Source organism: Nitrospirota bacterium, from assembly GCA_023229435.1.
Lineage (GTDB): Bacteria > Nitrospirota > UBA9217 > UBA9217 > UBA9217 > JALNZF01.
The window spans coordinates 100,335-118,124 of the sequence record JALNZF010000003.1 but is presented as its reverse complement, the minus strand read 5'-3'; the positions used below and the strand labels follow the sequence as shown (position 1 = coordinate 118,124).

Annotated in this window: 19 protein-coding genes; 8 read left to right on the top strand and 11 right to left on the bottom strand. The window is 51.4% G+C overall.

Annotation, left to right across the window (positions count from 1 at the left end; translation table 11 throughout):
* Positions 1–460 precede the first annotated feature (460 nt).
* The 7 genes from M0R70_03570 to M0R70_03540 all read right to left on the bottom strand — a co-directional run bounded on the left by M0R70_03570 (position 461) and on the right by M0R70_03540 (position 6,681).
* Positions 461–2,500: an SBBP repeat-containing protein gene (locus M0R70_03570; GenBank protein MCK9418442.1), complete on the bottom strand. Its 2,040-nt coding sequence runs from the start codon at positions 2,498–2,500 to the stop codon at positions 461–463.
* Positions 2,501–2,719: 219 nt separating this feature from the next.
* Entirely contained in the window at positions 2,720–3,406 is a 687-nt protein-coding gene (locus tag M0R70_03565; GenBank protein MCK9418441.1) for a hypothetical protein, read from the bottom strand.
* 216 nt (positions 3,407–3,622) lie between these two features.
* A complete protein-coding gene (locus tag M0R70_03560; GenBank protein ID MCK9418440.1) occupies positions 3,623–3,829 on the bottom strand; it encodes a hypothetical protein in 207 nt (68 codons plus the stop codon).
* An 11-nt stretch (positions 3,830–3,840) separates the two neighbouring features.
* A complete protein-coding gene (locus tag M0R70_03555) occupies positions 3,841–4,260 on the bottom strand; it encodes a PIN domain-containing protein (protein ID MCK9418439.1) in 420 nt (139 codons plus the stop codon).
* On the bottom strand, positions 4,261–4,512 hold the full coding sequence (locus M0R70_03550; protein ID MCK9418438.1) for an antitoxin family protein: 252 nt from the start codon (positions 4,510–4,512) through the stop codon (positions 4,261–4,263).
* 333 nt (positions 4,513–4,845) lie between these two features.
* On the bottom strand, positions 4,846–5,535 hold the full coding sequence (locus M0R70_03545) for a HEPN domain-containing protein (GenBank protein ID MCK9418437.1): 690 nt from the start codon (positions 5,533–5,535) through the stop codon (positions 4,846–4,848).
* Between the two features lie 354 nt (positions 5,536–5,889).
* On the bottom strand, positions 5,890–6,681 hold the full coding sequence (locus M0R70_03540) for a hypothetical protein (GenBank protein MCK9418436.1): 792 nt from the start codon (positions 6,679–6,681) through the stop codon (positions 5,890–5,892).
* A 301-nt stretch (positions 6,682–6,982) separates the two neighbouring features.
* On the opposite strand from M0R70_03540, the gene M0R70_03535 reads away from it, so the two are divergent.
* Positions 6,983–9,232: an RNA-binding transcriptional accessory protein gene (locus M0R70_03535; GenBank protein ID MCK9418435.1), complete on the top strand. Its 2,250-nt coding sequence runs from the start codon at positions 6,983–6,985 to the stop codon at positions 9,230–9,232.
* Positions 9,233–9,399: 167 nt separating this feature from the next.
* Here the strand turns inward: M0R70_03535 and M0R70_03530 are convergent, their stop codons facing one another.
* The 4 genes from M0R70_03530 to rpsF form a co-directional block, all read right to left on the bottom strand.
* Complete coding sequence (locus M0R70_03530; protein ID MCK9418434.1) at positions 9,400–10,332, bottom strand: YybS family protein; 933 nt, start codon at positions 10,330–10,332, stop codon at positions 9,400–9,402.
* A gap of 241 nt (positions 10,333–10,573) precedes the next feature.
* Positions 10,574–10,885, bottom strand: a complete 312-nt coding sequence (gene rpsR / locus M0R70_03525; GenBank protein ID MCK9418433.1) for a 30S ribosomal protein S18 — start codon at positions 10,883–10,885, stop codon at positions 10,574–10,576.
* Positions 10,886–10,933: 48 nt separating this feature from the next.
* Entirely contained in the window at positions 10,934–11,347 is a 414-nt protein-coding gene (gene ssb / locus M0R70_03520; GenBank protein ID MCK9418432.1) for a single-stranded DNA-binding protein, read from the bottom strand.
* An 83-nt stretch (positions 11,348–11,430) separates the two neighbouring features.
* Positions 11,431–11,799 carry a 30S ribosomal protein S6 gene (rpsF, locus tag M0R70_03515; protein MCK9418431.1) on the bottom strand — a complete coding sequence of 123 codons (369 nt, stop codon included), beginning with the start codon at positions 11,797–11,799 and terminating at the stop codon, positions 11,431–11,433.
* Between the two features lie 348 nt (positions 11,800–12,147).
* Between rpsF and M0R70_03510 the strand changes: the two genes are divergently transcribed.
* The 7 genes from M0R70_03510 to M0R70_03480 all read left to right on the top strand — a co-directional run bounded on the left by M0R70_03510 (position 12,148) and on the right by M0R70_03480 (position 17,680).
* Positions 12,148–13,461 (top strand): homoserine dehydrogenase, encoded by a 1,314-nt coding sequence (locus tag M0R70_03510; GenBank protein ID MCK9418430.1) that lies wholly within the window; start codon positions 12,148–12,150, stop codon positions 13,459–13,461.
* 127 nt (positions 13,462–13,588) lie between these two features.
* Positions 13,589–13,849 carry a sulfurtransferase TusA family protein gene (locus tag M0R70_03505; protein ID MCK9418429.1) on the top strand — a complete coding sequence of 87 codons (261 nt, stop codon included), beginning with the start codon at positions 13,589–13,591 and terminating at the stop codon, positions 13,847–13,849.
* 82 nt (positions 13,850–13,931) lie between these two features.
* A complete protein-coding gene (gene moeB, locus M0R70_03500) occupies positions 13,932–14,735 on the top strand; it encodes a molybdopterin-synthase adenylyltransferase MoeB (GenBank protein ID MCK9418428.1) in 804 nt (267 codons plus the stop codon).
* A gap of 88 nt (positions 14,736–14,823) precedes the next feature.
* Entirely contained in the window at positions 14,824–15,249 is a 426-nt protein-coding gene (locus M0R70_03495; protein ID MCK9418427.1) for a M67 family metallopeptidase, read from the top strand.
* 274 nt (positions 15,250–15,523) lie between these two features.
* Complete coding sequence (locus M0R70_03490; protein MCK9418426.1) at positions 15,524–15,799, top strand: MoaD/ThiS family protein; 276 nt, start codon at positions 15,524–15,526, stop codon at positions 15,797–15,799.
* Between the two features lie 116 nt (positions 15,800–15,915).
* Positions 15,916–16,158, top strand: coding sequence for an NIL domain-containing protein (locus tag M0R70_03485; GenBank protein MCK9418425.1), 243 nt, complete (start codon positions 15,916–15,918; stop codon positions 16,156–16,158).
* Between the two features lie 292 nt (positions 16,159–16,450).
* Positions 16,451–17,680 carry a cofactor-independent phosphoglycerate mutase gene (locus M0R70_03480; protein MCK9418424.1) on the top strand — a complete coding sequence of 410 codons (1,230 nt, stop codon included), beginning with the start codon at positions 16,451–16,453 and terminating at the stop codon, positions 17,678–17,680.
* The last annotated feature ends 110 nt before the right edge of the window (positions 17,681–17,790 follow it).

Here is a 17,790-nt window from a genome sequence, read left to right as displayed (position 1 = left end):
CCAAATGACTGAATGCACGCCGCGTGAATTTGCCCATTTCGGAAGATCCGCTATTAGAGGAGGGTTAGATTCACCTTGAGACCATACGCCGATGTTGCTCAAGCTGGTGTTTTCTCGCTTGCGAAGTGCTTTGCGTGCTGCCCTAATGTCGGTATCATCCATGACAGCCCAGAGGGAACGGACAGGTTCGGCGGTGGGATCGAGGGCCAGAGTTATTCGGCCATCATCTGATTGGCGTACAAACTCTACATTCACGAAAGGACCATCAGCAAACCACTGACGATGAATTGGAAGTTCGCGTGGATCCCATATGAGAGAGCCCCAACCTAAGCATGCGATGACTGACAATAGTAATTCTCCTTTCAATAATGGCAGTTAATCTATTATCAACGCACGGAATAACAGCGCATGCTTAATCTAAAAGTGATAAAAGTTGTTATCCTCTTCACGGTAAGCTCGCCTATTGCTTAACACCAGCCGAGTCAAATTTGACAATAAAAGCATCATTCCAGCCTGAATAAATATTTCCATCAAGGCTATCAGATACATCACCTGCGACATACGCATTGCCATTTGTATCTAGTGCTATGCCATATGGGTATGCAAAAGTTTTAATTGTCCTTGACCACTGATTGTTACCAGATGCATCAAACTTCATCAAGGTTCCAGCTGCATTCCCTGCTTGATATGTAGTGCCGACTACAAACAAGTCTCCATTTGTATCTATAACGACATCTCTGGCCTCGACACCTGATATGATCTTCAGCCACTGTTCTGAGCCTGATGAATTATATTTATCGATTATCCAATTGCTTTTATTCAGATTATCTACCAATATGCCAACAGCATAAATATTGCCACTGTTATCTATAGCTACATTATATGCTTGAGTGCTAACTGTTAATCCACACTGGGTTGCCAGTAATTGTGTACCAGCAGAATTATATTTAGCTACAAATAATGTTTTTGAGATCAAAGGATACCCATACCTTATATCTTTATCTGTGGATCCTGTTACGTAAACATTATCATTCGAATCTACTGTCAGGCCATATATTGTTGTTCCAACACTTCGAGACCACTGAACAACTCCTGCTGGGTTAGCTTGAACAAACTTATCTGTACTTGAGACATAAATGTTCCCTGTTGAATCAATGGCAACAGACTGAATGGCGGTATCTCCACCATTCCAAAGCGTTGTGGACATTATTGTTGTTCCTGATGAGTCAAATTTATCTACTACAATACCACTGCCACTCCGCCAACCTGCTACATATATATTGCCGCTTACATCTAGAGCAACATTATTTGCATAATCGACTCCAGAAGTCCCATATTGTTTAGACCATTGTTTAACACCGGATGCATTATATTTAATTAGGAATACGTCTTGATACCCACCATTAGTATGCCCATCAAAATTGCCCTCTGTATTACCTATCATGTAAATATTTTCGCTCGCATCAAATACAATATCTCTAGCACCATCTGAAGCTGATGTTCCGATTTGAATAGTCCAGGCACTTTTAAAACTCCAAGTATAATTTGTTGCAGTTGCATTGCCATCTATGTCTTTGATTCCAGAAGATATTGTTGCTGTATACGTTTTGTTTCTTAATAACGGGCTGGAAGGGGTAAAAATGGCCATTGAGCCGCTGCAAGATACCGTACCTGAAACAGGATTGACACCATCACTCAAAGTGAATGTAGTCGCGTTAACAGTAGATACATTTACAAGTTCAGAAAACGTAACAGTTACTGTTGTTGAAAGAGAAACGCTTATTTCATTACCTGCAGGGCTAGATGAAATGACCGCTGGTGGAGAAGTATCGGGCGCCAAAACAACTGTTACAGTATACATTACTGTCGAATTATCAGCAGCTGTAACCGTATAGATAATGGGGTTCGTAAAATCGTTCGGAGTTGTGCCGCTTACCTGTAAGGTCGTGCCTACCTTTACACTTGCGCCGGTCGTTGCAAATGACGCAATAAGAGCTGTGACGATCGTTCCGTTCGGCACGGTTACTGAAATTGTTTTTGTGATCTCGTTAATCACACCCGTCGCTACTGGGCTTGAAAATGAAAAAGCGGTGATAGTTTTAGCGGAACTTGCGGCTATAGTCACTGTTACTGTGTATGTTGCTGTTGAGCTGTCAGCAGCAGTTACCGTGTATGTCACCGTGCTTGTAAAGTCGTTCGGAGTTGTGCCACCTAACTGTAGGGTTATGCCAACTTTAACACTTGCTCCCGTTGTCGTAAATGTGGCAACCAACGCCGTCACGTTCGTTCCGTAAGGCACGGTTACTGATATTGTTTTTGCGCTCTCATTGATTATACCCGTCGACGCTGGGCTTGTGAATGAAAAAGCGGTGATAGCTTTCGTAGTTGCTGCCGGCATGGGATTATCGGTACTACCCCCGCCGTCGCTACCACATGATAAAATTGTGACAAACAAAAACAAGAAAGAAAAAACGACGCAAGTTCTCTTCAATTTACTCATTTATGCTCTCCCAAGGAGTCTTTTTCGCCGAAATCAACAATAACGAATGGCAGTTTATCAAAATTACTGAGAATAAGTAAAGACAATTATATGTGTATGTTTTGGATAGGTGTTAATATATTCAGAATGAAACGTGTTAAATTTCATAGAATGGTGACTAATAAGCATCAGTAAGCCCTACTATGCGCTAAACGCAAGTTGAACTAAGCCGCCAGCAGGTTATTGGACATGGTCGCGCCATTTTTCTTGCATAAACTTGTTCCGTAAACAGGTCACAAAATCAAGCTCTTCTTTTCCCAAAACAGCACCTCTGACTGGGTGCATAATGCAGTTCCGTAGATAATTCAGCTTTCTAAAGTCCTCTTTTAAGTGCCTCTTGTTCGCAGCTAACACCTGGGGTAGAACTTGTGTAAAGAGTGACCAGTTTTGGTCCATGATATCAAAGAGGTCAATAAAAGTTGTGTAGTTGTAAGGGTTATCCATAGGGACCACATCTTCCTCACGCTTCGAAATGCATTGCTTTCGAATCTCCGTTGGAACGCCCTTTCGCCACCAGCCCAATTCGTCGGGGCCATATTCTGTGACGAGAATCGTCCTGATCTTAGAATGCAAAAACGTTTCAAGGTCTGCTACAGATACGTACAGGTCTCCTCGAGGTGCATCACAGGAGATGCGGAATAGATCAAGCTCGCCCGGGTCTAGACGGCGGGCGATAGCACTTCGGTGCATTGCGGACTTTGTACTGAAACGCTGAACTATATCCTTGTATGCCTGCCTCCTGTCGGGCGGAATACTGTAGAGGATGTTAGATAATCGGAGTTCGTGCTCACCCACCTGGAGAAGTAGAAAACGTTTTATTTCGTCGGTTTTCTTCCCCATCTTACGAGCAATTTCTAATGGGGACATACCCTCCATCAATAGTTGGGCCGCTATTTGGCGGACTGACATTTTATTGGCACCTCTGGTCCCAAGGTTGTCTGATTAAGTCTAAGCTTCCTTCTGATAAATGCGTTTAGAAAGAAGCGTAAACATTGTTACGATTACAGAATGAACTTTGCATTTGTTCTATTTCTATAAGTGCGCGAGTTTCAGGGAGTACTCTTCGTTTGAGTTTTACTATCTTTACGTGGATTTCAGTATCGTTTCAAGGAATGTTTCTTTTTTGCGGGATTCCAGTTCTTCCTGAGTATAGCCGAGAGCCTCGATTGGTTCAAAGTCCCTGCCTGCCGCGATACCCAGAAGCTCAAGCCGTTCTCTCAGGTTCATGGCCTTGAAGTCATCGGCTATCACAATAACGTCGATATCGCTGCGTCTGAATATTTTGACCAAACTTGTTGGCGCTATCCGCTGCCGGGATAAACGGTAAAGCGTCCGTATTGCCTGAAATGTTCATCAAAAGCGAATGCAGCGCGGATTTTGAGCCGTTCCATGACAGCAAACGAAGTGCAATCGGTAAAGCTGAATCCCTTATCTTTATACTGCTGAAGGATTCTCCAAGCGCGGGCGATGTCCTCGTCCGATACTTTGATTACATCGGTGACCGCCGGATCAAACAGCTTTTTGCCGATCTCAACTGCCTGACGGTGGCCAAGACGCTGGTTGACCAGATTCAAGGTTTCAATAATGATGAGATCAGTAGTTGCTACCGGGGATTCGTTTGTCTGAATAAAAAGAAGGGCGAGCGTATGAAAGGCATCATCCTTGTCCTTAAGGGCATAATAGGCGGACGTGTCAACAAGGATCGTTGGGGCCGGAGCCATCTATTTACTCCCACAGGGTTTGCCATAGAGGTATTTGTCATGATTCGCGCTTACATCGCTGAGGCCGCCGGACGCTGTTCCCGCGATTGCAAGAAGCGCTTTTTTCTGTTTCTCAGTATGTTTTTTCGCAGCTCGTTCTTCCTCTTCAATGGACGTGATGACAAGTTTGAACCGCTCATGAAGTGGGAGCTTCAGTTTTTTTACCGGTTTAAAGACGCCGTGTTCATATATGGCCTCGATGGTTTTTGTCATTCTTAACCCTTTCTCAGCATGCTGATTATTGTGTAATGATAGCTATTTCAACGCGGGCCGTCAAGCGAAAAAAGGCTGAGCGGAACTCGTATGGTGAAAGAACTCATGTAGCCTCAGGCACGTAATCATCAAGTCTATTCCATTGCATTTCCATCTTCAACAACAATGATGGTTTCGTTAGAAGTCGTCATACCCGCGAAAGCGGGTATCCAAGGGTCAAGCATATGCCTGAAAAGACTGGATTCCCGTTTGCACGGGAAGGACGGAATTTGCGAGATTTCGACTTTATTCGAGTTCAACAACGATAGCCCGGGATTATTTTAATGAGTGCGGTCACTTTTCCAAAAGCTCTCGTGCGCTTTTGAGAAAACGTTCCGCGGCGCTTGCTACACGGTTGGCGTCGGCCTTTGTCGGTTCTCCCTGGGGCAATAGCCCTTCGTCAGTCGGATACCGCCCTTTATAAATGCTGTTCAATAATACCGCATCATCCATCGGAAGAGCGACTTCATAACCAAGGCGTTGGACCCTGGACAGCATTTCTACAATGTCGTGGGTCTTATCCGGTTTGTCTCCCTTTTCGAGGATCAACGCTTTCAGACCTTTTTCGACGGACTGCTGGCAGTGGTAGCATGCAGCTTTATATTTTCCATGATCTAGAAGTATGGAGGCTGATGAAAGTTCCTCTTCAGCTTCACGTATCCAGCTTTCAGTGGCTTTTCTCATGTAGAGTACCCTCCCGGTTTCAATAACTTCCTCCACAAACGGACTGCCGATGGAAAACAGATAGTTCATTTCCTGCGGTGTGTAAACCACGATATCGATCGGGACGGCGCGGTCGGCGAGCAGTGTTTCCACCTGAATGCGGCGATCGAGCGGCCTGTCCCTGGTGTCTTTCAGGATAAGGAGGTCAATATCGCTGGTTTCTGTTGCCGTACCTGTCGCGCGTGACCCGAAAAGAATGATCCGATCCGGCTCATATTTGCTGATAATTGTGTCTCGTATTTCGTCGATGGTTTTCAGCATGTAAAAAGTGTATCTGAAAGGTATGGGAGAGTCAAGAAGTTGTTTCGGTTCGAACTGTTGCTCATGTATGTGGCCGAGTTCATCTTTGCGAAGAAGTAGTCGTTGGGTAGAACCCTCGATATAATCATTCGAGGGCAGGCTTAGTGAAACCCAACAGAATCAAAATAATTCTTCGTAAAGATGGTTCAACGTTGATGCATCGGGTTTTGCACAGCCTGCCCCAGCATGCCTAAGGCAGGGGCTCTATCCGACCGGCTGAACAGCCAGACCCGGTAATTTGCTTATTGAATACTTCTTTGGTAGTCGCAGGAGGGGCACCGCCAGGCCTTCTCGATCTCATGCCAATCCATTCTCTTATTTTGATTCCTCGTATGCGCAGGAATAACACTGCCATATTCCCTCATGAAGGCTGAAGTCCATTCGCCCCCCGCACATAGGGCATTTTTTCTGCAATTCCGTATCCTGCGGTGCCGAAGACTCACTGATCTCACTTTTCTTCCCGCCGCCTTTCTTTTTCTCGCCGGGAATCGTACTTTTCATGGGATCTCTGGGCGGGATTGGCTCAGAGGCCGCACTTTCAGCAGTAAATTCCTCTATTCTATTTTTGATAGTGGTTATCTCCGCCCCGATATCCGTGAAGATCTCCCCAACTGCCTTCTCGACGAGTTCCATTTCCTTTTCCCGTGCCGCCATACTACTGAGGATCCCTTTTTCTTCGCTCTCAAGCCGCCCTATTTTATCGCGCAGTTTCGATATCTCGTCTCTCATCTCCCTCGATCTGGTTTCCATGGCCTTAAACTCGTCGCGCCAGCCGGGTGGCAGTAAACCCTTCTCGAGTATCTTAAGCTCCTCAAACTGATCGTTGACGGCCTTAACAATCTCTTGCCGGCTTAGCTTCGAAGTCGTCGACAACGCTTTGATAGCGGCATTATAACGCTGCTTCTCCTCAGGAATGATTTCCTCAAACGATGCCATGAGCTCACTGAATTTTCCGAATATTGTATCCTTACCTTCGATCACTTTTTTAACTTCATCGCGGAGACGCTCGATTTTGGATGACAGTTCTTCGCCACCTCTCGTTTTCACAAAGAGATCGGCGGCTATCCGGGAAAGGATTTCATTCCTGTTTTTCTTCTCAACGCCCATTCATTTTCTCCTTGTAAAGCCTAATAAAAAACGGAATTAGCGGAACGGCAATACGTTTAGTCATCTGAAACGAATATATGCCTGATTCGAGGCGATGTCAATAACCGTTAATGTATATTTTTATGGTAGAAGCTGATAGTTCCCGAATGAAATGTTAATGAGTCATCTCCTCAGCCCGATAAAGCAAAAGCAAAATTCCTTAACTCTGCGTCGGGAAAATCGCTTCCGCGCGCTTCTCTTCTTTACATCCTCCATCCCTTTTGCTACACTACCCGCCTTATCCCGCCCAAGAAGGAACACCATGACAACAGGACATATCAGTATCATTGCCGCGGAACTCAACGTACACGAAAAACAGGTGCAAGCCTGCGCGGCGCTTCTCGACGAGGGCGCCACGGTGCCGTTCATCTCACGCTACCGGAAGGAAGCCACGGGTTCGCTTGACGAGGTCGCGGTATTCGCGATACGCGACAGGCTGGAACAGCTTCGGGAACTGGACAAACGGCGTGAGGCTGTTTTGAAGTCCCTTGAAGAGAGGGGTTTACTCACCGAGGAACTGAAGGCGAAGGTCCTTGGAGCGGATACCCTGACGGTGCTTGAGGACATCTATCTTCCCTACCGGCCCAAGCGGCGCACAAAGGCGACGATCGCCCGGGAGAAGGGGCTTGAGCCGTTGGCCCTGCGGTTGTTCTCGCAGGAGGCATCCGTGGACCCCGCTGCCGAGGCTGTTGCTTTCGTGGACAAGGAGAAGGGCGTTGAGACCGCTGACGACGCCCTGAGCGGCGCGCGCGACATCATCGCGGAATGGGTGAACGAGGACCAGAACGCCCGCGCGAAGATGCGCGAGTTGTATGCTTCCAAGGGTCAGTTCCGGACCAGGGTACTGACGGGAAAAGAAGAAGAGGGGATCAAATACAAGGACTACTTTGAATGGCAGGAGCCGATCTCGTCCGCTCCGTCTCACCGGGTCCTTGCGATGAGGCGGGGAGAGAAGGAAGGATTCCTGATCCTGCGCGCCACTCCGCCCGAGGAGGACGCCCTTGCTTTGATCGAGGACCTGGTGGTAAAGGGGGACAATCCTGCTGCGCAGCAGGTCAAGCTCGCGGTCCATGACTGCTATAAACGGCTCCTGTCGTTGTCCATGGAAACTGAGATTCGGGTCGCGACCAAGGAACGGGCCGATGCAGAGGCGATCCGTGTCTTTGCGGAGAATATACGGCAGCTTTTGCTTTCCCCGCCCCTGGGCCAAAAGAACATTCTTGCCATTGATCCGGGGTTCCGCACGGGGTGCAAAGTGGTCTGCATCGACCGGCAGGGAAAACTGCTGCACACTGATGTCATCTATCCGCATTTCTCTGAAAAGAACACGGGAGAGGCGGGAACAAAGCTCATTGAACTTTGCAAAAAATATGAAATAGAAGCGATCGCTATCGGCAACGGGACCGCGGGCCGCGAGACCGAGGCCTTTGTAAGGCAACTCGGCCTGTTGGCCTCGATCCAGATCGTGATGGTGAACGAGAGCGGCGCATCTATCTATTCAGCATCCGAGGTCGCGAGGGAAGAGTTCCCTGATCAGGACCTTACGGTACGCGGCTCTGTATCGATCGGCCGCAGGCTCATGGACCCGCTGGCGGAGCTGGTAAAGATCGACCCCAAGTCCATCGGCGTGGGGCAGTACCAGCACGATGTGGACCAGCCTGCGCTCAGGCGGAGCCTCGATGATGTGGTGATGAGCTGCGTGAACTTTGTCGGCGTTGAGGTCAATACCGCGAGCAAACAGCTGTTGATGTACGTTTCCGGCCTTGGGCCGCAGCTTGCCGGGAATGTCGTTGAACATCGCAATCAGCATGGCCCGTTCCAATCCCGCGACGAATTGAAAAATGTGAGCAAGCTGGGGCCGAAGACCTTTGAGCAGGCGGCAGGTTTTCTGCGCATCCAGGGCGGCATCAATCCGCTTGATGCGAGCGCGGTGCATCCTGAAACCTATCACATCGTGGATGCCATGGCAAAGGACCTGAACTGCGCAATGCCGGACCTGATGCGGAATGATGCACTTCGCAAGAAGATCGATCTCAACAAATATGTGACCGATACAATCGGCCTGCCGACGTTAAAGGACATCATGGCAGAGCTTGCCAGGCCGGGCAGGGACCCCCGGGAACAGTTCGAGAGCTTCAGTTTTGCCGACGGCGTGGAGAAGATCGAGGACGTGCTGCCCGGCATGAAGCTGCCGGGCGTGGTGACGAACATCACCGCGTTCGGAGCGTTCATCGATATCGGCGTGCACCAGGACGGCCTCGCGCATATCAGCCAGCTATCTGACCGGTACATTAAAGATCCGAACGAGGCGGTGAAGGTCAATCAGAGGGTAATGGCAACGGTGCTTGAGGTCGATATAAAGAGGAAAAGGATATCACTGTCATTAAAGAAGAACCCGGATAGGCCGAGGCAGGACCAGCCGCAGACACAGCCAAAGCAGAAAAGTCAGCCCCCAAAACCGCAGCCGGATATCAACGACCTGAAGCAGGCTTTTATGAAGAACCGGACATGATGGCAGAGAAGATCGTTCCAAGTTGATGCGTCGGATTTCGCACAGCCTGCCCCAGCATACCTAAGACAGGAGTTCTACCAGACCTATCGACTTTAAGGTTTTGATTTAACTCTGCGTTCTCCGCGAGCTTTGCGAGAGACGCCTTTTCGGTTTTAAGCTTGTCCGGGTTAGGGAATCGCGGCGGGCACCCGCACTTTGCGGAAATCCGCCCAGATGTCCACGATGCCGAGGGCGATCACGAACACGATGGACGGCATGGCCAGAATGAGCGCGAGCAGCAGTCCCCGGCCAAAGGCCCTGATGCCCGCTTTTCGGAGATAGTGTTCCACGATAGCGATCCCCTGTACGAGATAGAGCACGGCAAAGAGGATCGCGAGGTTCCATCCGATGAGCCTTGCCGTCTCCTGGGGGACCACGATGAGGGCGAGGGCCGCGATGAGGCCCCATACCCACGAGTCCGGCGCGTGCCAGAGAGCGAGCGAGGGCTGCGCGGTCAACGGTTCCGTTCCCGGTTTTCGCAGGAGGATGGCGCGGGCAATGCCGAAGCAACAGGCGGCTTGCGTCACCGAGGTGGCGATGGTGATGCTGGGGAGGAGCCTGGAGAGGTAATAGATAAAATTGTCCGGGATCGATGAGACCATGGCCGCCATTTCCGTGAGCCCCATGGTTGTGTAGGTTTTCGCAGAACTGGTAATGATCTCCCGGAGATAGACCTCGACTTCCGTGATCGGGTTCTTGCCGACCCGGACCAGATAGAAGACGACGATACCCGCCAGCACCGCTATCGGCAGGAGCCCGCCCAGAAGAGAGGTTTGTTCGGGTTTCAGGCTTCTGCGCATGCCTTCCGCCGTGCCGATGGCCATCAGACCGAAACTGAGAAAGAGAATGGCCGCGGCCTGCCAACCGCCGAGGACAGCCATGATGAGGCTTGACGCGACAAGCGTTATAAATCCTGCCCGCTCGCCATTCCGGAGGTAGACGAGGATAAGCGGCACGGGCGTGAACAGAGCGAGCATCTGGCCAAGCAGGGGAATGACGAACCCAGCAACAAAAAGCCCGAGGGTCTGTGCGGTGGCGATGAGAATGGCGCGGTAGTTCATGATGATCTCCAGAAAGCCAATTTTTCACACGAAGGCATCCCCGATGAAAGCAGTCGAGGACAGGCGCCGGCACGAAGAAAGGCATAATGAAAACATTCAGGTTTCTCTTTGTGGCTTCGTGGCTTTGTGTGAGACAGGACTTTTTTCGATTTTATCAAAAAAAGGGAAACTCAAGGTCACTGATGAGTAACCCCTGAGTTCCCCTGTTCAAGGTGTCAAACTGTATGCGCCGACGCGCGACTTACTTCTCGCCCGAGAACGGCAGGAGTGCGATGTTTCTGCACCGCTGCACCGCGACGGTGACCTCGCGCTGATGCCGCGCGCAGTTGCCGGAGATGCGGCGGGGAAGGATCTTGCCGCGCTCGGTGATGAAGAATCTGAGCGTCTTGATGTCCTTGTAATCTATGAAAGGCGTCTTGTCAACGCAGAACCGGCACACCTTTTTCCGGACCTGAAAGCGTCTCTTGTTCGGTCCGCCGGCGCCTCTGCTGTCTCCTCTGCTGCCTCTCGAGTCAGAAGACCGTTCTGATGATCTTGCTGGGTACTCTGCCATAGTATTGAACTCCTCGTGTAATAGTTTTTAATAACAGGTCGTGCCGCCTTAGAAGGGGATCTCTCCCTCATCCACGGGTGTTTCGGACACGGGCTCGGACTGGCTGGGAGCGCCGCCCGGGCCGGACGCCGAGCGCTTCGGCATGAAGTGCACCGACTGCGCCGCCACTTCGATCTTGCTCCGCTTCTGGCCGGAATCTTTGTCTTCCCACCGGCGCTGCTGCAGCCTGCCTTCGATCAGTGCCCCGTCTCCCTTATTGAGATATTGCCCGCAGTTCTCAGCCTGTTTGCCGAAGACCACGATATCAAAGTAGCTGACCTCTTCCTTGGTCTCTTCGCCCTGCTTGTACTTGCGGTTGATCGCGACGGCAAAGCTCGCGACCGCGGCACCGTTCGGCGTGTAGCGCACCTCGGGATCGCGGGTGAGATTGCCCAACAGGATCACTTTATTAAAGCTTGTCATGGATTACCTCGATTTTCCATCCTCCTGTATCTGTTCCAGAGCAGGAGGGGGAGTCGTACGATTGTGACCCCGCCTGGGCGGGGCTACGCCGCGGGACGTCCTGCCTCTGCCGCTGCCTTGGCGAGGTCCTTCTTTTTCGGTTTGGGGGCCGGCCTGGTGCGCAATTCCTTTTCGAGCTTTACCGTCAGGAACTTTATCACCGAATCGGTGAGCTTGAACGTGCGCTCGAGTTCGCTTACCGCGACGGGCGCCGACTTGAACTGGAAGAACACATAGTGGCCGCGCTTCTGCTTCTTGATCTCGTAGGCAAGTTTCTTTTTGCCCCAGTCCTCAAACTTGATCATTTCTCCGCCCTGTTTCGCGACCACGTCCTGCATCTTCTTGATCACGTTGGCGATCTCTTCGTCGGTCTGGTTGGCGTTGATGATGAATATTGATTCGTACAGCTGCATTGTTGTTTGCCTCCTCATGGGTTATAGCCCCCTGCTGAAGCACAGGGAGCAAGGAGTAATCCCGTTTCGTAATCCTGTCCGGGAATCGACCTTACTCAATTTTTTAGAGATGAAACATTATCACAGGCGGGCTGATAAATCAAGCTTTTTCTTGGAGGTCCCGGCTTCAAAAGTCCTTGCTGACCGTGTTCTATAAGTATTTTTTATTGACAAAAGGTACATAGTGTTTTATTATCAGTTTCACTTTTTTAATAAATAGGGTTGGAAAAATTTCTTTGAAAAAGAATGGGTTAGAATGAAGTCTTTGTTTCTCTCATCACTATCATCTCTGGGAAAGGGGATCAGAACTTGACCAAGAAATCAATCAACGTAGGTATCATCGGTTTCGGCACCGTGGGCACGGGTACGGCGCGCATCCTGATCGAGAACGCGGAGATTATTAAACGAAGGCTCGGCGCCCCTGTTGTCCTGAAAAAGATATCGGACCTCGATCTCAAACGCGACCGGGGTATTACATTGGGCGACGTGAAGCTCACGAACGATGCACAATCGCTGATCAATGATCCTGACATCGACATCGTGGTCGAGCTGATCGGCGGGTACAAGCCCGCCAGGGAATTCATTCTCGAGGCGCTCAGGAACAAAAAGCATGTGGTGACGGCGAACAAGGCCCTCCTTGCAGTGCACGGCGAGGAGATCTACGCGGCGGCGGAGAAGGCCGGCGTCACGGTCGGGTTCGAGGCCTCGGTTGCCGGCGGCATCCCGATCCTTGCGGCCATCAGGAACGGACTCGCCGCGAACAATATAAAGTCAATCTACGGCATCGTGAACGGCACCTGCAACTACATCCTGACGCTCATGACGAACGAGGGCAGGAAGTTCGATGAGGTTCTGAAAGAGGCCCAGGCCAAGGGTTATGCCGAGGCTGATCCCACGTTTGATATCGAAGGCATCGATTCGGCTCATAAGCTGGCGGTGCTCACCATGCTTGCCTACGGCACGCCGGTGAAGTTCAACGATATCTATACCGAGGGGATCTCGAAGATCACGCCGGTGGATATTGATTTCGCAAAAGAGCTCGGTTACAAGATCAAACTGCTGGCGATCACCAAGATGGTGAATGGCGAGGTAGAGGCGCGGGTGCACCCGACCATGCTTCCCGGGGAGTACCCCATTGCCGCGGTGGATGGTGTTTTCAACGCGCTTTCGATCGTGGGCGACGCTGTTGGTTCCACGATGTTCTATGGGCGCGGCGCGGGCGACATGCCTACGGGCAGCGCGGTGGTGGGGGATATCATCGATATCGGCAGGGACATTCTCGCGGGCAGCGCGAACCGGGCGCCGCTCACGGCCTTCCGTGAACGATCAGAGCTCAGGATTCGCAAGATGGACGATATCACCTCCTGCTATTATTTGCGCTTCTCGGTCATGGACAAGCCCGGCGTTCTGTCGCGGGTCTCCGGCGTGCTCGGCAAGAACAATATCAGCATTTCGTCGGTCATACAAAAGGGCCGTGGCGCTGCCGAGGCCGTTCCCCTGGTAATGATGAGCCATGAGGCGGTTGAGCGAGACGTAAACAGGGCGCTCGCTGAGATCAACAAGATGGACTGCGTGGCGGGGCCGACGATGGTGATCAGGGTGGAAGAGGGGAAACAAGGATAGTTCGGAGTGTGGAGTTCGGAGTGCGGAGCGCCCCTCTCCCCAGCGGGGAGAGGATAAAGGTGAGGGGACGTTAGATTTTTTACTCCGCAATCCGCAATCGTCACTTCGCACTTGTATTGGGGATCTCATGACTGACGACATCAAAATAGACAAGACCATCGACCTCAAGGGTCAGGTTTGCCCGTACACCTTTGTGCGGTCCAAACTCGCGATCGAGAAGATGAACCTCGGCGAGGTGCTCGAGATTATTTTTGACCACCAGCCGGCGATCGAGAACGTGCCCAAGAGCATGGAGAACGAGGGACAGAAGGTCCTGAGGATCGACAAGACCGGGGAAAAAGAGTGGCACGTGTTTATCCGCAAGGACAAGGAAAAGAAAAAACCGTAAGGGGTAAGGGGGAAGGGGTGAGGGGATAAGCGGGAGAGAAAGTTTCCTTTTCGCCTTACGCTACACGCCTCACGGAATCAATATGGATTTTACTGAAGACCAGATACTGCGATACAGCAGACATATCCTGCTCCCCGAAGTCGGGGGAGAAGGCCAGGAGAAGATACTGAAGGCCAAAGTTGTGCTCGTGGGCGCCGGCGGTCTTGGCTCTCCGGTGGGGTATTATCTCGCCGCGGCAGGCGTCGGCACCATCGGCGTGATCGACAATGACCACGTGGAGCTCTCGAACCTGCAGCGCCAGATCGCGCATAACACCAGCCGCATCGGGGTGTCCAAGGCCGATTCGGCAAAAGAGACGTTCGAGACGCTGAACCATGATGTCAGGGTCGTGACGCACAAGGAGCGGCTTTCGTCTAAGAATATCATGGACATTATCAAGGACTATGATATCGTGGTGGACGGAAGCGACAATTTTCCGACCCGCTACCTCGTGAACGATGCCTGCGTGATGCAGGGGAAAACGCTGATCAGCGCGGCGGTCTTCCGGTTCGAAGGCCAGGTAATGAGCATCTACCCCGGTGACGGACCGTGCTACCGCTGTTTGTTCGAGGTCCCGCCGCCGCCGGGCATGGTGCCATCGTGCCAGGAGGCGGGCATCCTCGGCGTGGTCACCGGCGTCGTGGGGACGCTCCAGGCCACCGAGGTGATCAAGGCGATCCTGGGGATCGGGCAGCCGTTGAAGGGCAAGCTCCTCTTATGGAATGCGCTTGATATGAGCTTCCGCACGGTGAAAGTGCCCCGGAACAAAGAGTGTCCCGTGTGCGGTGAGCATCCGACGATCAAAGAATTGATCGATTATGAGCAGTTCTGCTCGATGAGCCATTAGGAAGTGCGGAGTGCGGAGTTCGGAATGATGAATAGCAAAGATCAGGGAAGTGGAAAAAATTCTTCTTGCGTCTCCTGAGGTAAATGGCATGGAATTGATCGTTAAAAAATCAGATTTGCAAACTATTTTCAACCACTGTCTTGCGGCAGTGCCGAACGAGGCATGCGGGATGCTGGGCGGCAAAGACGGCAGGGTGGAAAAGGCCTACTGCATGAAGAACGCGAAGCCGGGCACGGACTATTATGAAATGGACCCGGAAGAGCAGTTTCGCGTGATGAAGGACATCAGGGATTCGGGCCTCAACATGATCGGACTGTTCCATTCCCATCCGCACAGCCAGGCCTATCCGTCGAGCGTGGATGTGGATCAGGCGTACTGGCCCGGAACACAGCTCCCGAACTATCCCGATGCCGTGTATGTCATTGTGACCCTGATGGACCGGGCGAAGCCGGTCGCAAGGGGTTTTTCGATCGAAGAGGGAAAAGTAACAGAGATCACGGTGACGGTTGTATAGCAGGCTGTTGAAAAATACCATTCTACCGTCAGTCATCCTGAACGGAGTGAAGGATCTCAAGTCTCCGGAAAAGCAGGATTCTTCGCGGAGTTTATCCTGAGTAACTTCGAGATCCTTCGTTTCACTCAGGATGACGGGCGAAGGACTCAGAATGACATTCTTGGTGTTTGTTGAATTTTTCAATAGCCTGACGGGGGCGAATATCGGTCACGGGGGAATTTGAAAGACCGCTGAAACAGACACCATTAAGAAGAATGAAATCAGGAGGAGTGATATGGCGATCACCGTGAGGATTCCCACACCGCTGCAGAGGCTGACGGACGGAAAAGCGGAAGTGGAGTGCAGTGTAAAGAATGTCAAAGAGCTTGTTGACGCGCTCGAGAGGGACTACCCTGGCATGCAGGAGCGGCTTTCGGAAGGCGGCAAGATCCGGAGATTCATCAACGTCTATGTGAATGACGAGGACATCCGTTTTCTCAACAAGGAAGAGACCGTGCTGAAGGACGGCGATACGATCTCGATCGTACCGGCTATCGCGGGAGGATCGTAAGACCACAAAGTCAAATTTCAAAATGCACATTGCAGAATGAGGGTCAACGACGGTGCGCTCAATAATTTTGCATTTTGCACTTTGCCTTTAGCATTCCGCGAAGCGAGGAGCGGTCTATGGCGACGAAGAGGGTTAAACTGACCTTTCCGAAGGACCTGATCAAGGAGCCTGTGATCTTCACCATGGCAAAGAAGTTCAACGTGATGCCGAATATCAGGCACGCCAGGATCACGGACTCGATGGGCGAGGTGGTGCTGGAGTTCGAAGGCACGGAGAAGCTGCTCGAACAGGGAATCGCGTATCTCAGGGAACGCGGCGTCAAGGTTGAAGCCATTGAAGGTGATTTTGAAAGCCTTTAAAGAGATGACCAAGGGTCAAGCAGCAAAGGTCATGGTATCTGCTCAAGAATCTTAAAACCGACCTCTGATCCTTGCTCCATGATCTATAAGGCCTACGTGTCGGCCGGGACTTCGCCCGGCAGACATGGCCCCTTCGGGGCAGTTCGAATTTAACGTTTTTGTAGGGCAAGGCTTCAGCCTTGCTGATACCGAAAATCCGCAACCCTGAAGGGTTGCCCTACAACTCAATGAAAACATAAAAAACCCAAACATCGACAATCTTTTGTCGATGTTATAGGCGTAAGCACCTATTATGAAATACATTATTCTCCTTGGTGATGGAATGGCCGACAGGCCGAATGCGGAACTTGGGGGCAGGACGTGCCTGCAGGCGGCGAAGACGCCGAACCTCGACCAGCTCGCGACACTCGGACAGGTGGGCATGGTGCACACGGTGCCGGAAGGATTTCACCCGGGCAGTGACGTGGCCAACCTCTCGGTGATGGGCTATGACCCGCGGAAGTATTATACCGGCCGGTCTCCGCTCGAAGCGGCAAGTATCGGCGTGGAACTCGCGCCGGACGATATCGCGTTTCGCTGCAATCTCGTGACCTTGCGCATTATCAGCAGCAAGTCGTCCGCAACAGGCAAGGGACGGCGCGCGATCATGGAGGACTTCAGCGCCGGTCACATCACAACGCAGGAGGCACGGCTGCTCATTGAGGAGATCGACAGCAAGCTCGGCAGTGACTTTATCCGTTTCTATCCCGGTGTAAGCTACCGCCATCTCATGGTATGGAAGGGCGGGAAAGAAAAGATCGAATGTACTCCGCCCCACGATATTCTGGACAAGGACATCCAGGACTATCTTCCGAGCGGCGAAGGCGATGAAACCATCAATGCACTGATGGATGCGTCCCTCGACCTGCTTCTCGCCCATCCGGTGAACAAGGCGCGCCAGGAGAACGGGAAACGGCAGGCGAACAGCATCTGGTTCTGGGGGCAGGGAAAGCGGCCATCCATGCCGACCTTCAAGGAGAAGTACGGCCTCGAAGGGTCCATGATCTCGGCGGTCGACCTTACGAAGGGCCTCGGTATTTATGCCGGATTTGATGTCATCAACGTACCGGGCGCCACGGGCTGGATCGACACGAACTACGTGGGCAAGGCTGAGCACGCGCTCTGGGCGCTCAAGACCAAAGACATTGTTTACCTCCACGTAGAGGCGCCCGACGAAGCGGGCCATACTGGCGATCTTAAGAACAAGCTCAAGGCCATTGAGGATTTTGATGAATTCGTGGTCGGCAACATCATCCATGGCATGAAGCAGTTCGACGAATACCGTATCCTGTCGCTTCCGGACCACCCCACGCCGGTCGAGCTCAGGACCCATACGGCGGATCCCGTTCCGTTCGTGATCTACGATAACACCGCGGAGCGCAAGGGCGGACCCGTTACCTACGATGAGAAGATAGCGGACCGCAAAGATACGCTGGTGTTCAAAGACGGTTATACGTTGATGGATTATTTTTTGAAACGTTAAAGAATTTACCACAGAGGACACAGAGGAAAGCACGCAGTATTTTAAGATCATGCATTAAAATTTTCATTTTTACTCTCTGTGATCTCTGTGGTTAAAACAGTTTAACTTTG

Excerpts from the sequence above, each read along its gene's own strand:
- M0R70_03505 (MCK9418429.1), top strand. The coding sequence starts at position 13,589 with ATGACTGACGACATCAAAATAGACAAGACCATCGACCTCAAGGGTCAG.
- moeB (MCK9418428.1), top strand. The coding sequence starts at position 13,932 with ATGGATTTTACTGAAGACCAGATACTGCGATACAGCAGACATATCCTG.
- M0R70_03570 (MCK9418442.1), bottom strand. The coding sequence starts at position 2,500 with ATGAGTAAATTGAAGAGAACTTGCGTCGTTTTTTCTTTCTTGTTTTTG.
- M0R70_03540 (MCK9418436.1), bottom strand. The coding sequence starts at position 6,681 with ATGGGCGTTGAGAAGAAAAACAGGAATGAAATCCTTTCCCGGATAGCC.
- M0R70_03535 (MCK9418435.1), top strand. The coding sequence starts at position 6,983 with ATGACAACAGGACATATCAGTATCATTGCCGCGGAACTCAACGTACAC.
- M0R70_03495 (MCK9418427.1), top strand. The coding sequence starts at position 14,824 with ATGGAATTGATCGTTAAAAAATCAGATTTGCAAACTATTTTCAACCAC.
- M0R70_03485 (MCK9418425.1), top strand. The coding sequence starts at position 15,916 with ATGGCGACGAAGAGGGTTAAACTGACCTTTCCGAAGGACCTGATCAAG.
- rpsF (MCK9418431.1), bottom strand. The coding sequence starts at position 11,799 with ATGCAGCTGTACGAATCAATATTCATCATCAACGCCAACCAGACCGAC.
- M0R70_03555 (MCK9418439.1), bottom strand. The coding sequence starts at position 4,260 with ATGGCTCCGGCCCCAACGATCCTTGTTGACACGTCCGCCTATTATGCC.
- M0R70_03490 (MCK9418426.1), top strand. The coding sequence starts at position 15,524 with ATGGCGATCACCGTGAGGATTCCCACACCGCTGCAGAGGCTGACGGAC.
- ssb (MCK9418432.1), bottom strand. The coding sequence starts at position 11,347 with ATGACAAGCTTTAATAAAGTGATCCTGTTGGGCAATCTCACCCGCGAT.
- M0R70_03480 (MCK9418424.1), top strand. The coding sequence starts at position 16,451 with ATGAAATACATTATTCTCCTTGGTGATGGAATGGCCGACAGGCCGAAT.
- M0R70_03565 (MCK9418441.1), bottom strand. The coding sequence starts at position 3,406 with ATGTCCCCATTAGAAATTGCTCGTAAGATGGGGAAGAAAACCGACGAA.
- M0R70_03530 (MCK9418434.1), bottom strand. The coding sequence starts at position 10,332 with ATGAACTACCGCGCCATTCTCATCGCCACCGCACAGACCCTCGGGCTT.
- rpsR (MCK9418433.1), bottom strand. The coding sequence starts at position 10,885 with ATGGCAGAGTACCCAGCAAGATCATCAGAACGGTCTTCTGACTCGAGA.
- M0R70_03550 (MCK9418438.1), bottom strand. The coding sequence starts at position 4,512 with ATGACAAAAACCATCGAGGCCATATATGAACACGGCGTCTTTAAACCG.
- M0R70_03545 (MCK9418437.1), bottom strand. The coding sequence starts at position 5,535 with ATGCTGAAAACCATCGACGAAATACGAGACACAATTATCAGCAAATAT.